The 15243-nt window shown below is 69.1% G+C and carries 9 protein-coding genes and 2 pseudogenes; 9 read left to right on the top strand and 2 right to left on the bottom strand.

Translation table 11 applies throughout. From position 1 onward, the window contains the following. Window positions 1–16 precede the first annotated feature (16 nt). Window positions 17–1750: a ClcB-like voltage-gated chloride channel protein gene (locus MBR110_RS09530; RefSeq protein ID WP_220138100.1), complete on the top strand. Its 1734-nt coding sequence runs from the start codon at window positions 17–19 to the stop codon at window positions 1748–1750. Between the two features lie 184 nt (window positions 1751–1934). On the opposite strand, the gene MBR110_RS09525 is transcribed toward MBR110_RS09530, so the two are convergent. Continuing rightward, window positions 1935–2555 (bottom strand): TetR/AcrR family transcriptional regulator, encoded by a 621-nt coding sequence (locus tag MBR110_RS09525; protein WP_011884912.1) that lies wholly within the window; start codon window positions 2553–2555, stop codon window positions 1935–1937. A 190-nt stretch (window positions 2556–2745) separates the two neighbouring features. Between MBR110_RS09525 and MBR110_RS09520 the strand changes: the two genes are divergently transcribed. From MBR110_RS09520 to MBR110_RS09495, 6 genes and pseudogenes are all read left to right on the top strand, one after another. Then, window positions 2746–3855 carry an efflux RND transporter periplasmic adaptor subunit gene (locus MBR110_RS09520; protein WP_176300158.1) on the top strand — a complete coding sequence of 370 codons (1110 nt, stop codon included), beginning with the start codon at window positions 2746–2748 and terminating at the stop codon, window positions 3853–3855. Further along, window positions 3852–7001 (top strand): efflux RND transporter permease subunit, encoded by a 3150-nt coding sequence (locus MBR110_RS09515; protein WP_011884914.1) that lies wholly within the window; start codon window positions 3852–3854, stop codon window positions 6999–7001. Before MBR110_RS09520 ends, MBR110_RS09515 begins: the two co-directional genes overlap by 4 nt. Before the next feature lie 2 nt (window positions 7002–7003). Then, complete coding sequence (locus MBR110_RS09510; RefSeq protein ID WP_181709039.1) at window positions 7004–8587, top strand: efflux transporter outer membrane subunit; 1584 nt, start codon at window positions 7004–7006, stop codon at window positions 8585–8587. A 123-nt stretch (window positions 8588–8710) separates the two neighbouring features. After that, window positions 8711–9508: pseudogene (locus MBR110_RS09505) on the top strand (MerR family transcriptional regulator); the annotation flags it as partial. 54 nt (window positions 9509–9562) lie between these two features. Further along, on the top strand, window positions 9563–10723 hold the full coding sequence (locus MBR110_RS09500) for an IS30 family transposase (RefSeq protein ID WP_034193953.1): 1161 nt from the start codon (window positions 9563–9565) through the stop codon (window positions 10721–10723). Between the two features lie 7 nt (window positions 10724–10730). Then, a pseudogene (locus tag MBR110_RS09495) lies at window positions 10731–10973 on the top strand (TipAS antibiotic-recognition domain-containing protein); the annotation flags it as partial. Between the two features lie 39 nt (window positions 10974–11012). Here MBR110_RS09495 and MBR110_RS09490 read toward each other — a convergent pair. Continuing rightward, window positions 11013–12398, bottom strand: coding sequence for a sigma-54 interaction domain-containing protein (locus MBR110_RS09490; RefSeq protein WP_059735692.1), 1386 nt, complete (start codon window positions 12396–12398; stop codon window positions 11013–11015). Between the two features lie 249 nt (window positions 12399–12647). On the opposite strand from MBR110_RS09490, the gene MBR110_RS09485 reads away from it, so the two are divergent. Next, entirely contained in the window at window positions 12648–13532 is an 885-nt protein-coding gene (locus MBR110_RS09485) for an MBL fold metallo-hydrolase (RefSeq protein WP_034193156.1), read from the top strand. Window positions 13533–13574: 42 nt separating this feature from the next. Continuing rightward, window positions 13575–15242 (top strand): bifunctional protein tyrosine phosphatase family protein/NAD(P)/FAD-dependent oxidoreductase, encoded by a 1668-nt coding sequence (locus tag MBR110_RS09480; protein ID WP_181709038.1) that lies wholly within the window; start codon window positions 13575–13577, stop codon window positions 15240–15242. Window position 15243 lies beyond the last annotated feature (1 nt).

Raw genomic sequence — 15243 nt, 5'->3', positions numbered from 1 at the left:
TCTCCGTCTTTCAGCCGTGCTCTCGTTCCTGCTGAAACTGCGCACGCGCGCGCAGAAGCTGTTTCGCCTGTCCGACGCTCATACGATGCTGATCTGGTCGGCCATCGTCGGCGTCGGCGGCGCATTTGCGACGATGGCCTTCCGCGAAGGCATCGACCTGATGCAACGCTTGATCGCCGGGCACAGCGGCAGCTTCGTGCAGATGGCACGCAGCCTGCCGTGGTACGTGCGTTTCTGGATGCCGGCGGCGGGCGGCTTCCTCGCCGGCTGCGTGCTGCTGCTCGCGACGCGCAGCGACCGCAAGGCCGGCAACACCGACTACATGGAGGCCGTCGCGCTCGGCGACGGCGTCGTGCCGGTGCGCCAGAGCCTGTGGCGCAGCGTGTCGTCGCTGCTGACGATCGGCAGCGGCGGCTCGATCGGCCGCGAAGGCCCGATGGTGCAGCTCGCCGCGCTCGCCGCGTCGCTGGTCGGCCGCTTCGTGCACTTCGACCCGCCGCGCCTGCGCCTGCTGGTCGCCTGCGGCGCGGCGGCCGGCATCACGTCCGCATACAACGCGCCGATCGCCGGCGCGTTCTTCATCTCCGAAATCGTGCTCGGCACGATCGCGATGGAGAGCTTCGGGCCGATGGTGGTCGCCTCGGTGGTCGCGAACATCGTGATGCGCGAATTCGCCGGCTACCGGCCGCCGTACGAGATGCCGGTGTTCCCGGCCGTGACCGGCCCCGAGGTGCTGCTGTTCGTGGTGCTCGGCTCGCTGTGCGGCGTGCTCGCGCCGCAGTTCCTGCATCTGCTCGACGCGTCGAAGCGCCAGTTCAAGCGGATGCCCGTGCCGCTGCCGGTGCGGCTCGCGCTCGGCGGGCTCGTGGTCGGCGTGATCTCGGTGTGGATTCCCGACGTGTGGGGCAACGGCTACAGCGTCGTGAACCACATCCTCCATTCGCCGTGGACCTGGCAGGCGCTCGTCGCGGTGCTGGTGTTCAAGGTGGTCGCGACGGCCGCGACCGCCGGCTCGGGCGCGGTCGGCGGCGTGTTCACGCCGACGCTGTTCGTCGGCGCGGTGTTCGGCTCGCTGTTCGGGCTCGCGATGAACGGGCTGTGGCCGGGCCACACGTCGGCGTATTTCGCCTATGCGATGGTCGGCATGGGCGCGTTCCTGGCCGGCGCGACGCAGGCGCCGCTGATGGCGATCCTGATGATCTTCGAGATGACGCTGAGCTATCAGGTCGTGCTGCCGCTGCTGGTGTCGTGCGTGTTCGCGTACTTCGTCGCGCGCGCGACCGGCACGACGTCGATGTACGAAATCACGCTGCGCCATCATCAGGACGCACAGGAACGGCTGCGGCTGCGCACCACGCAGATGCGCGAGCTGATCCAGCCCGCGCAGACGGTCGTGCCGCTCACCGCGAGCGTCGCCGACATGACGCGCGTGTTCCTCGAATATCCGGTGAAGTACCTGTACGTGACCGACGACGCCGGGCGCTTTCGCGGCGCGGTCGCGCTGAAGGACATCACGTCCGACCTGCTCGAGAAGCGCGACACGACCGACAAGACGGCCGCCCACTACGCGCATACGCCGTTTCCGCTGCTCACGCCGGACATGCCGCTCGCGACGGCGCTCGAACGCTTCATGGCGTTCAAGGGCGAACGGTTGCCGGTGATCGAGAGCGAGGCCGAGCCGCTGCTCGTCGGGGTGGTCTACAAGACGTCGCTGCTCGACGCGTACCGGCGGATGACCGGCGAGCGCTGACCGGCGCGGCGGGGTGCGCGCGGCAAGCGCCGCGGTGCCGCGCCATGCGGGCCATCCGCGCCGTCCAGCAGCCCGCTCGAACCCTTCACGCCGGCCTGCCGCTCCGGCAGCGACCCGAACGGATCGCCGAAGCCTCGAAGCACATCAAGCCAGATCCCGCCCCTGCGAGCCGCCTCCGGCGCCATCAGTCCGGCGCGCGCCCCAGCACGACTCTCGCGAAGAAGCCGCCCAGCACCGCTTCGGCCGCATCGGCCGACACGTGCTGCGGATCGGCCGTGTAATACGACTGCACGCCGTCGCACAGACACATCAGCCCGAAGGCGAGCGTCTCGGCGGGCAGCAGCAGCGGCGTGCCCGCGCGCTCGGCGAAGCGCTGGATGAATTCGGCCATCTGCAGCCGCTTGCCGTGCAGGAACTGGTTGAAGCGCACGCGAAACTTCGCGTCGCGCGCCGCCTGCAGCTTCGCCTCGCCCCACAGCAGCGAATACTCGTCGTCGCGAAAGAGCGTCCGGTAGTACGCGAGCGCCATCGATTCCATCTGCTCGCGCGGCCCGCCTTCGTCGAAGATCGCCTCGAAATCGGCGCGCACCGAATCGTGATCGCGTTCGAGCAACTCGAGCAGCAGATCCGACTTGCTGCGGAAATTCGAATAGAACGCGCCGCGCGTGTAGCCGGCCGCCGCCGCGATGTCCTCGACGCTCGCGGCGACATAGCCTTTCTTCTGAAAAATCCGGTGCGCGGCAGTCAGCAGACGCTCGCGCGTCTGATCCCTGCTCTGCTCGCGAGTTAAGCGCTGTGGTTTCATGGCGCGAAGTCTAGCACCAACCCCCGTTCGGATTCAGCTTTGCATTCAGATACAACTGTGTATTAGAATCCGCGACAGTCTCCGAACGACCTCGTTCGCCGTTGTCCGTGCGCGCCTATGCCGGCGCCACTCGGGGCAAGCGCGCCGCGCTTGCCGGCCTCGTTCCGCTGTCACCTGCTCTGGGGGTTTCGTGATTCGCTCCGGTTCCCGCGCCGCGCTGCTCGTCGGCGCCGCGCTCGTCCTCGCCGCCTGTCATCCAAAGGAAGCCGCCGCGCCCGCGCCGCGCCCGGTCGTCACGCTGACCGCGCACGCCGACGGCGCGGCCGTCGCCGCCACGCTGCCCGGCGAAGTCCAGCCGCGCTATGCGACGCCGCTGTCGTTCCGCATCGCCGGCAAGATCATCGAGCGCAAGGTGCGGCTCGGCGATATGGTGAAGGCCGGCCAGATCGTCGCGCTGCTCGATCCGTCCGACGTCGAGAAGAACGTCGCCAGCGCGCAGGCGCAGCTCGATGCGACGTCGCACACGTACGCGTTCGCGAAGCAGCAGCTCGACCGCGATCGCGCGCAGGCGCGCGAGAACCTGATCGCGACCGCGCAGCTCGAGCAGACCGAGAACAGCTATGCGTCGGCGCTCGCGCAGCGCGATCAGGCGCAGCAGCAGCTCGCCCTCGCGAAGAACCAGCTGCGCTATGCGACGCTCGCCGCCGATCACGCGGGCACCATCACCGCCGAGCAGGCCGACACCGGCCAGAACGTGTCGGCCGGCCAGGCCGTCTACCAGCTCGCATGGTCGGGCGACGTCGACGTCGTCAGCGACGTGCCCGAAACCGCGCTCGCCTCGCTCGCACCGGGCCATGCGGCGAGCGTCACGCTGCCGTCGCTGCCCGGCCGCAGCTTCACCGCGAAGGTGCGCGAGATCGCGCCGGCCGCCGATCCGCAAAGCCGCACCTACCGCGTGAAGCTCACGCTCGCGTCGCCCGATCCGGCCGTGCGCCTCGGCATGACCGCGAACGTCGCGTTCGACGGCGCGCCGGCTGCCTCGGGCGCGCCGACCGTCACGCTGCCCGCGACCGCGCTGTTCCATGACGGCCCGCGGCCGGCCGTGTGGGTCGTGCGCAGCGGCAACGACACGCTCGAGCTGCGCCGCGTCGACGTCGCGCGCTTCGGCGAGCGCACCGTCACCGTGTCGCGCGGGCTGCAGCCGGGCGAGCGCGTCGTCGTGCAAGGCGTGCATACGGTCAGCGCCGGCGAGAAGGTGCGGCCGGTCGCGCCGCTGCACGCGGAGGACTTCGCATCATGAGCGGCCCTCGCGAAGAAGGCCGCTTCAACCTGTCGGCATGGGCGCTGCGCCATCAGGCGCTGGTGGTCTACCTGATCGCGCTCGCGACGCTCGCGGGCATCCTCGCCTACACGCGGCTCGCGCAATCGGAAGACCCGCCGTTCACGTTCCGCGTGATGGTGATCCGCACGTTCTGGCCCGGCGCGAGCGCGCGGCAGGTACAGGAACAGGTGACCGACCGGATCGGCCGCAAGCTGCAGGAAACGCCGGCCATCGACTTCCTGCGCAGCTACTCGCGCCCCGGCGAATCGCTGCTGTTCTTCACGATGAAGGACTCGGCGCCCGTGAAGGACGTGCCCGAGACCTGGTACCAGATCCGCAAGAAGATCGGCGACATCGGCTATACGCTGCCGCCCGGCGTGCAGGGGCCGTTCTTCAACGACGAGTTCGGCGACGTCTACACCAACATCTGGACGCTCGAAGGCGACGGCTTCACGCCCGCGCAGCTGCACGACTATGCGGATCAGCTGCGCACCGTGCTGCTGCGCGTGCCGGGCGTCGGCAAGGTCGACTACTTCGGCGACCCGGACCAGCGCATCTTCATCGAGGTGAACAACGCGCAGCTCACGCGCCTGGGCATCTCGCCGCAGCAGCTCGGGCAGGCGCTCAACGCGCAGAACGACATCTCGTCGAGCGGCGTGCTGACGACCGCCGACGATCGCGTGTTCGTGCGTCCGAGCGGCCAGTTCGACAACGTCGCCGCGATCGCCGACACGCTGGTGCGCATCAACGGCCGCACGTTCCGCCTCGGCGATCTCGCGACCGTCACGCGCGGCTACGACGATCCGCAGGTCACGCAGATGCGCGCGAACGGCCGCGCGGTGCTCGGCATCGGCGTGACGATGCAGCCGGGCGGCGACGTGATCCGGCTCGGCCGCGCGCTCGACGCGGAATCTAAACAGTTGCAGGCGCAACTGCCCGCGGGGCTGAAGCTCACCGAGGTGTCGAGCATGCCGCAGGCGGTCTCGCATTCGGTCGACGACTTCCTCGAGGCCGTCGCCGAAGCCGTGGCGATCGTGCTGGTCGTGAGCCTCGTGTCGCTCGGGCTGCGCACCGGGATGGTCGTCGTGATCTCGATCCCGGTCGTGCTCGCGGTGACCGCGCTGTTCATGTACCTGTTCGACATCGGCCTGCACAAGGTGTCGCTCGGCACGCTCGTGCTCGCGCTCGGGCTGCTGGTCGACGACGCGATCATCGCGGTCGAGATGATGGCGGTGAAGCTCGAACAGGGCTACAGCCGCGCGCGCGCCGCCGCGTTCGCGTACACCAGCACCGCGTTTCCGATGCTGACGGGCACGCTCGTCACGGTGTCGGGCTTCCTGCCGATCGCGCTCGCGAAGTCGAGCACCGGCGAGTACACGCGCTCGATCTTCGAGGTGTCGGCGATCGCGCTGATCGCGTCGTGGTTCGCGGCCGTCGTGCTGATTCCGCTGCTCGGCTATCACCTGCTGCCCGAGCGCAAGAAGCACGCGCACGAAGCGCATCTGCCTGACGATCACGAGCACGACATCTACGACACGCGCTTCTACGCGCGGCTGCGCGGCTGGATCGACTGGTGCATCGAGCGGCGCTTCGTCGTGCTGCTGATCACCGGCGTGCTGTTCGTCGTCGCGCTGATGGGCTTCACGCTGGTGCCGCAGCAGTTCTTCCCGAGCTCCGATCGCCCCGAGCTGCTGATCGATCTGCGGCTGCCCGAAGGCGCGTCGTTCGCGGCGACGCTGCGCGAGACGCAGCGCCTCGAGAAGGTGCTCGACAAGCGGCCCGAGATCGACCATGCGGTGAACTTCGTCGGCAGCGGCGCGCCGCGCTTCTACCTGCCGCTCGACCAGCAGTTGCAGTTGCCGAACTTCGCGCAGTTCGTCGTCACCGCGAAATCGGTCGAGGCGCGCGAGAAGCTCGCGAACTGGCTCGAGACGACGCTGCGCGACCAGTTCCCGAGCGTGCGCTGGCGTCTGTCGCGCCTCGAGAACGGGCCGCCGGTCGGCTACCCGGTGCAGTTCCGCGTGAGCGGCAGCGACATCGCGACGGTGCGCGCGATCGCCGAGAAGGTCGCGGCGACGATGCGCGGCGACGCGCGCACGGTGCACGTGCAGTTCGACTGGGACGAGCCGGCCGAGCGCTCGGTGCGCTTCGAGCTCGACCAGAAGAAGGCGCGCGAGCTGAACGTGACGTCGCAGGACGTGTCGAGCTTCCTCGCGATGACGCTGTCCGGCACGACCGTCACGCAGTACCGCGAGCGCGACAAGCTGATCGCGGTCGACCTGCGCGCGCCGCGCGCCGATCGCGTCGATCCGGCGAAGCTCGCGGGCCTCGCGCTGCCGACGCCGAACGGCCCGGTGCCGCTCGGCTCGCTCGGCCGCTTCACGCCGACGCTCGAATACGGCGTGGTATGGGAGCGCGACCGCCAGCCGACCATCACCGTGCAGTCCGACGTGCAGGCCGGCGCCCAAGGCATCGACGTCACGCATGCGATCGACGGCAAGCTCGACGCGCTGCGCGCGCAATTGCCGGTCGGCTATCAGATCAACATCGGCGGCTCGGTCGAGGAAAGCGCGAAGGCGCAGAGCTCGATCAACGCGCAGATGCCGTTGATGGCGATCGCCGTGTTCACGCTACTGATGATCCAGCTGCAGAGCTTCTCGCGCGTGCTGATGGTCGTGCTCACCGCGCCACTGGGCTTGATCGGCGTGGTCGGCACGCTGCTGCTGTTCGGCCAGCCGTTCGGCTTCGTCGCGATGCTCGGCGTGATCGCGATGTTCGGGATCATCATGCGCAACTCGGTGATCCTGGTCGACCAGATCGAGCAGGACATCGCCGCCGGCCACGGACGCTTCGACGCGATCGTCGGCGCGACGGTGCGGCGCTTCCGCCCGATCACGCTGACGGCCGCCGCCGCCGTGCTCGCGCTGATTCCGCTGCTGCGCTCGAACTTCTTCGGGCCGATGGCGACCGCGCTGATGGGCGGCATCACGAGCGCGACCGTGCTGACGCTGTTCTACCTGCCCGCGCTGTATGCCACGTGGTTCCGCGTCAAGCGCGACGAACGCGACCCGCGCGACGGGCCGCCGCACGACGGCGGCGCCGCAGCCGCACCGTCGGGAGCCTGATCATGAAACCGTCGATGGATATGAAAACGACCCTCGCCCGCGCGCTGTCGGCCGCGGCCCTCGCCGGCCCGCTCGCCGGCTGCGCCTGGTTCGCGCCGAGCGGCGAGCCGCCCGCGATGCCGTCGCCCGCGCATTACGGCGCCGCACCGCAAGTGCAGCAGACGGTCGCCGCGCAGGGCGTCGCGCAACGCTTCGACGTCGGCGCGCAGCCCGTGCCCGACTGGTGGACGCAATACCGCTGCGCTGCGCTGAACGCGCTCGTCGACGAAGGGCTGCGCAACAGCCCCACGCTGAGCGCGGCCGCGCATTCGCTCGATGCCGCGCGCGAGCAATTGCGCGCGCAGATCGGCAGCTCGATGCTGCCGTCGATCGATGCGGGCGGCCAGGCCGTGCGGCAGCGCGCGCTCGGCGTGCCGATCCCCGCGCTCGGCGCGCCCACGCTGCTGTACGACACCTTCGTCGGCCAGCTGCAGGCGAGCTATACGCTCGACCTGTTCGGCGCGGCGCGCTTCGCGAACCGCGCGCTCGCCAAGCGCGTGGACGTCAGCGCGTTCCAGCTCGAGTCGGCGCGCCGCGCGCTCGCCGCGAACATCGTCACCGCGTCGATCACGGTGTCGGTGCTCAACGCGCAGATCGCGACCACCGAACGGCTCGTCGCGCTCGCCAACGATCAGGCGCACGACGCGCAACGTCGTTACGCGCTCGGCTCGGCGTCGCGCAGCGATGCGCTGAATGCGCAGCAAAGCGCGGACACCTTCGCCGCGAGCCTGCCGGCCCTGCGCCAGCAACGCGACACGGCGCGCCATGCGCTCGCGGTGCTGATCGGCCGCACGCCCGACCAGCCGCCGGCCGACCTGACGCTCGCCGATCTGCATCTGCCCGAAGAGGTGCCGGTGGTCGTGCCGTCGGGCCTGCTGCACAGCCGGCCCGACATCCAGGCCGCCGAAGCCGGGCTGCGGGCCGCCGCGGCTGAAGTCGGCGTCGCGACCGCGCAGTTGTTCCCGCAGCTGTCGCTGTCGGCGGCGATCGGCCAAGGCGGCTTCAGCTGGCCGGCGATGCTGTCGGGCGGCGGCGCGATCTGGAACGTCGGCGCATCGCTGAGCCAGCCGCTGTTCCACGGCGGCGCGCTGCTCGCGCAGCGCCGGGCGGCGAAGGCCAGCTACGAGGCGGCCGTCGATCAGTACCGGCAGACCGTGCTGGCCGCGTTCCAGAACGTCGCCGATTCGCTCGCCGCGCTCGAGCACGATGCGCAGGCGCTGCAGGCGTCGTCGCACGCGGCGCTGTCCGCGCAAGGCGTGTATGACGACGCGGCCGCCCGCGTGCGGCTCGGCGCGTTGCCGCCGTCGGCCGCGCGCGCGAGCGAGCTGCAGTACCGCAACGCGCGGCTCGACGAGATCCGCGCCACCGGCGCGCGCTTCGCGGATACCGCGCGCCTCTATCAGGCAATGGGCACGCCGCCGGCCGACGGCGCCAAGCGAACGGACACGGCCGCGAACGCCGGCGCCGCCACGCCCAGCGACGCCGGCAACGGCGCGGGCGCCGCCGCGCCCGACACTCCGCCCGACACCGCGCCCCGGCAGAACTGACGCCGCCGGCGCGGCACGCACCCGGCGCGCGCACCACCGCGCGCGCCGCGCCGCAATCTTCCGCTTGACCCTCACGTAGCGTAACGTTCGAGACTGCAGTGTGCGTACCGAACGGAGGACATCATGCGGCTGAAAGTGGGAGAACTGGCGAAACGCAGCGGGCTGACCGTCCGCACGCTTCATCACTATCACGCGATCGGCCTGCTGGCTCCTTCGGCCCGCGCCGACAACGGCTACCGGCTGTACGACCGCGACGACATCGCCCGGCTCCACCAGATCCAGGCGCTGCGCCGCTTCGGGCTGTCGCTTGCCGAGATCGGCGACTACCTGAACCAGCCCGGCACGCCGCTCGTCGAGCTCGTTGCGAAGCAGATCGCGTCGCTCGAGCGCCAGCTCGCGCAGGCGGCGCAGCTGCGCGAGCGGCTCGTGCAGTTGCACGCGCAACTTGCCGCGGGCACGGAGCCGGAACTGGCCGATTGGCTCACCACACTGGAGTTGATGACCGTGTACGACAAATACTTTTCCGAGGAAGAACTCGCGCGCATGCCGATGTACCGCAAGAGCCAGACGGGCGACGCGGAATGGGTCGCGCTCGTCGCCGACGTGCGTGCGCTGCACGACGCGGGCGTGCCGCCCGAGGACGAACGGGCGCGCGCGCTCGCCGAGCGCTGGATGACGCTGCTGGTGCGCGACACGAACAACGATCCGCGCCTGCTCGCGAAGCTGAACCTGATGCACGAGCGCGAGCCGTCGATGCAGTCGAAGATCGGCATCTCGACCGCACTGCGCGACTACGTGCTGAAGGCGATGGCCGAAACCAAGATGCGCGTGTTCGAGAAGTACCTCGCGCCGGACGAGATCCGCTTCATGCGCGCGCACTACGGCGAGCGCGCGATGGAATGGCCGCAGCTGATTGCAGATTCAACCGGTCGATGCAACACACTAGAATCTGCGCAAGCAGTGGAGGTGTTGCAAATGAAGCAGAGGCCGAGGATCTACTATTCTGAGAGTCAGAAAGCACTCATGTGGGACCGCTGGCGTAAAGGTGAAACGATTCATCAAATTGCCAAACTGTTCGATCGGGGCCACTCTTCGATACAGCGGATTCTGTCAGAGGCCGGCGGCATCGAGCCTCCGCAAAGACGTCGCGCACCGCAGACATTGACGCTCGCGGAACGCGAGGAAATCTCTCGCTGCCTGGTGAGCGGATTATCGATTCGGTCTATTGCGGTCAAGCTGGGACGTGCTCCTTCCACGATCAGCCGCGAGCTGCAGCGCAACGGAGGCAGCCAAGGTTATCGAGCGAGCCGTGCGGATGAGCTCGCCTGGGATCGGGCACGTCGCCCAAAGATTTGCAAATTAGTGAGCAACCAGACGCTGGCGCGAGTTGTCGCTGCAAAGCTGAGGCTGCAGTGGTCCCCTGAGCAGATTTCTGGTTGGCTCAAGCATGCGTATGCCGTCAACAAGGACCATCTGGTGTCACACGAGACGATCTATCGGAGCCTCTATATTCAAGCCCGCGGTGCCCTGAAAAAGGAATTGCTTGAACACTTGCGACGCTCTCGAGCGATGCGCCGGTCTCGCCATCACACATTGAAAACCGAAGACCGCACGAACATTCGCGACGCTGTATCGATCAGTGAACGCCCCGCGACGGCGGAGGATCGCGCGATACCCGGGCACTGGGAAGGTGACTTGCTGTTTGGCAACGCGACCAGCCAGATTGCGACTCTTGTCGAACGTCAGAGTCGATACGTGATGCTGGTAAAAGTAGCCGGTAAGGATTCCGAGGCTGTGGTCAACGCGCTGATACGACACGCCAGCAAGTTACCTCGAGAACTATATAAATCGCTGACCTGGGACAGGGGCACGGAAATGGCTGATCACAAACGCTTTACCGTGGCGACCAAGATTCAGGTCTATTTCTGCGATCCGCAGAATCCGTGGCAACGCGGCTCGAATGAAAACATGAACGGACTGCTGAGGCAGTACTTCCCGAAAGGCACCGACCTCTCTGCCTATTCCCAAGCCCAACTCGACGCTGTAGCGAGGCGTCTCAACGAGCGTCCGCGTAAGACGCTAAACTTTGACACACCCGCCCAGCGGTTCCATCAATCTGTTGCATCGACCGGTTGAATCCGCAATCGCCGACGCGCGCGATGCGATCGACGCCGGCAAGACGCCCGCTTCGCCGGAAGGCCGCGCGCTCGCGCGACGCTGGCTCGAGCTGTTCTGCAGCTACGCGGGCACCGATCCGGCCACGCACGCGAAGTTCCGCCACGCGATGGCGACCGAGCCCGCGCTGCTGAAGAACGCGTGGACCGACGAGACGCTGCTCGGCTTCGTGCGGGACGCGATGGCGCAGTTGCAGACGGCCCGGCATTGAACGACGGCGGCAGCGCGACGGCCGCGCGACGCGGCACCGTCAATCGTCGCCGCGCGCGCCGAGCCCCAGCGCCTTCAGCCGCCGGTACAGCGTGCGCTCGCTGAGCCCCGTGCGCTCGGCCAGCGCCTTGCGCGTCCCGACGAAGCCGCTCGCGATCCGCAGCAGTTCCGCGTCGCTCGGCGGGTTGGCCGCACGCTGCGCGTCGTGCGGCAATGCCGACGCCGCGACGAGTTCGGCAGGCAGATGCTCGACGCGGATCACGCCGTCGTCGGCGAACAGGCACGCGCGTTCGAGCACGTTGCGCAGCTCGCGGATGTTGCCGGGCCACGCATACGCATCGAGGCACGCGCGCGCCGCGTCGGTGAGCACGAACGGCCGCGCGCCTGCGTCGCCGCTGCCGGCGCGCGTATTGGCGATGCGCCGCAGGATCGATTCGGCGAGCAGCGCGACGTCGCCGCGGCGCTCGCGCAGCGCCGGCAGCTGGATCGGAAATGCGCTGATGCGGTAGTACAGGTCCTGACGGAACCGGCCGTCGTCGATCATCTCGCGCAGCGGCTTGTGGGTCGCTGCGACCAGCCGGAAATCGGCGCGCAGCGCCTCGACGCCGCCGACCCGGCGAAACGTCCCCGACTCGATCAGCCGCAGCAGCTTCACCTGCATCGGCAGCGGCACGTCGCCGATTTCGTCGAGGAACAGCGTGCCGCCCTGTGCGGTCTCGACCAGCCCGGGCTTGCGCTGATTGGCGCCGGTAAACGCGCCCTTCTCGTAGCCGAACAGCTCGCTCTCGAACAGCGTCTCGGCGATCCCCGAACAGTCGACCACCACGAACGGGCCCATCGCGCGTTCGCTCGCCTCGTGCAGCGCGCGCGCGAACAGCTCCTTGCCGGTGCCCGACTCGCCGAGCAGCAGCACCGGCAGCATCGACGGCGCGACGCGCTGCAGCGCGCCCAGTGCCGCATTGAACGCGTCGGCGCCGCCGACCAGCCCTTCCGCGCTCGGCTGCGCGGACGCGCTGCGCACCGTGGTCAGCCGCTCGACGAACGCGGTCACGTCGCCGCGCGCATCGAAGATCGGCCGCAACTCGACGTCGACGTGCTCGGGGCCGCGCGGCGTATGGTGGATGTGCAGCACGCGATTCAGGCTGCGCGATTCGATCGCCTGCTTCATCGGGCAGTGCTCGCCCGCCTGGTCGCACGGCACGGCGTAGTGATGCGACACCTCGAAGCAATGGCGCCCCACGTGCTCGACGCCGGCCACGCCGAATTGCCGCCGGTACGCGCCGTTCGCCGCGAGGATCCGGTAGTCGGGATCGACGACGATCATCGGCTGCGGGTCCTGCTCCAGATACGCGATCAGCGCGCGCACGTCGGGCGTCACGTCCCGCGGCTGGGCGGGAACGATCGGAATGATGTCGTGTTGATTCATGGGGAAGCTCGGTCACGGTCGCCCGACGGACTGCCAGGCCGACTGCCAATTCTGCCACGACACTGCCGCACATGGCAGTGCCGATCGGCCCGCAGCCGCGCGCGACGCCGCATGACGCACCGCCGCCCCACCTGAAACCCGATCCCAATCAAGCACTTGTCACATTGACCCCGATTACCGCGTCGATTGGCACGCTTCTTGAACATGGGATACGCAATTGCAGATGCAGAACCCCAGCGAGGACATAACGTGAGCCATGCCCCCCAATTGTCGGTCGAAGGCTTCTTCGACCCGGCGACCCATACCGTCAGCTACCTGTTGCTCGATACCGGCAGCCGCGCCTGCGCGTTGATCGACAGCGTGCTCGACTACGATCCGAAATCCGGCCGCACGCGCACGGACAGCGCCGACCGGCTGATCGCGCGCGTCGCCGAACTCGGCGCGACCGTGCACTGGCTGCTCGAGACGCACGTGCACGCCGACCACCTGTCGGCTGCGCCGTACCTGAAGGCGCACGTCGGCGGCCAGATCGCGATCGGCTCGCACGTGCGCCGCGTGCAGGACGTGTTCGGCACGCTGTTCAATGCCGGCCCCGGCTTCGCGCACGACGGCAGCCAGTTCGACCGCCTGCTCGACGACGGCGACACGCTCGCGCTCGGCGCGCTGACGATCCGCGCGATGCACACACCGGGCCATACGCCGGCGTGCATGACCTACTGCGTCGACGACGCGACCCAGCGCGCGGCCTTCGTCGGCGACACGCTGTTCATGCCCGACTACGGCACCGCGCGCTGCGACTTCCCCGGCGGCGACGCGCGCACGCTGTACCGCTCGATCGCGCGCGTGCTGGCGCTGCCGGCCGATACGCGCCTGTACCTGTGCCACGACTACCAGCCCGGCGGCCGCGACGTGCAGTTCGTGACGACGGTGGCCGAGCAGCGTCAGGCGAACGTCCACGTGAAGGACGGCGTGAGCGAGGACGATTTCGTCGCCATGCGCACCGCGCGCGACGCGACGCTCGACATGCCGGTGCTGATGCTGCCGTCGGTGCAGGTCAACATGCGCGCCGGCCACCTGCCCGAACCCGAAAACAATGGCGTGCGCTACCTGAAGATCCCGCTGAACGCGATCTGACGATCTGAAGCCGAGCCGCCGCCCGACCGGAGAACCCCCGACATGAACATCCGCAAGCTGACCGACACGCTATCGGTCTCCCCCCAGATCGCCGCGACCGACCTGCCCGCGCTGCAAGCGGCAGGTGTGCGCGCAATCGTCTGCAACCGGCCGGACGGCGAAGGCTCGGATCAGCCGACCGTCGCCGAGATCCGCGCCGCCGCCGCGCCGCTCGGCATCGCCGTGCACTACCTGCCGGTCGACACGGGCAAGGTCACCGACGAGCAGGCCGCGCAGTTCGGCGTGCTCGTCGCGTCGCTCGCCGGCCCGGTGCACGCGTACTGCCGCAGCGGCATGCGCTCGGCGACGCTGTGGGCGCTGTCGCAGGCCGGCTCGCGTCCGATCGAAGAGATCGTCGCGACGGCCGCCAAGGCCGGCTACGATCTCGCGGCAGTCGCGTCGCGGCTCGCACGCGGCGCGGCGCAGAGCGCACCGGCCGTCGACGCGCAGCACGACATCGTGATCGTCGGCGCGGGCGCGGCCGGCGTCGCGGTCGCGTCGAGCCTGCTCGCGCGCGACGGCTCGCTCGACATCGCGGTGATCGACCCGGCCGAGATCCATTACTACCAGCCGGGCTGGACGATGGTCGGCGCGGGCGTGTTCCGGCCCGAGACGACCGCGCGCCGCATCGTCGACGTGCTGCCGCGCGGCGTGAAGCGCATCCAGGCGGCCGTCGCCGGCTTCGAGCCCGACGCGCACGTGGTCGTGCTCGACGGCTGCCGCCGCATCGGCTATCGCAAGCTGATCGTGTGCCCGGGCCTGAAGCTCGACTGGGACGCGATCGAGGGCCTCGCCGACACGCTCGGCCACAACGGCGTCACGTCCAACTATCGCTACGATCTCGCGCCGTACACGTGGCAGCTGGTGCAGGCGTTCCGCGGCGGCAATGCGCTGTTCACGCAGCCGCCGATGCCGATCAAGTGCGCGGGCGCGCCGCAGAAGGCGATGTACATGTCGTGCGATCACTGGCGGCGCAACGGCCGCCTGGGCGCGGCGAACGTCGAATTCCTGAATGCGGGCGCCGTGCTGTTCGGCGTCGCCGACTACGTGCCCGCGCTGATGGAATACGTCGAGCGCTACGACATCGCGCTGTCGTTCGGCCACAACCTGATCGCGATCGACGGGCCGGCGCGGCGCGCGACGTTCCGGCGCACGCTGCCCGACTGCAGCACGGAGACCGTCCAGCGCAACTTCGACATGATCCACGTCGTGCCGCCGCAGAAGGCGCCCGACTTCGTGCGCGCGAGCCCGCTCGCCGATGCTGCCGGCTGGATCGACGTCGACCCGGCGACGCTGCGGCACAAGCGCTTCCCGGACATCTTCGCGCTCGGCGACGTCGCCAACACCACCAACGCGAAAACCGCCGCGGCCGCGCGCAAGCAGGCGCCCGTGGTCGCGCACAACGTGCTGGCGGCGCTCGGCCGCGTGCAGGGCGACGCCGCGTACGACGGCTACGGCTCGTGTCCGCTCACGGTCGAGCGCGGCAAGATCGTGCTCGCCGAGTTCCTGTACGGCGGCAAGGTCGCGCCGACCTTCCCCGCGTGGCTGATCGACGGCCGGCGTCCGTCGCGGCTCGCGTGGCTGCTCAAGGAGCGCCTGCTGCCGCCGCTGTACTGGAAGGGGATGCTCAAGGGCCGCGAATGGCTCGCGAAGCCCGCGATCGCACGTTGAC

It is taken from the genome of Burkholderia sp. MBR-1 (genome assembly GCF_013822785.1).
In the GTDB taxonomy this organism is placed as follows: domain Bacteria; phylum Pseudomonadota; class Gammaproteobacteria; order Burkholderiales; family Burkholderiaceae; genus Burkholderia; species Burkholderia vietnamiensis.
The sequence above is the reverse complement of the archived record's forward strand: the minus strand, read 5'-3'. Positions and strand labels throughout refer to the sequence as shown.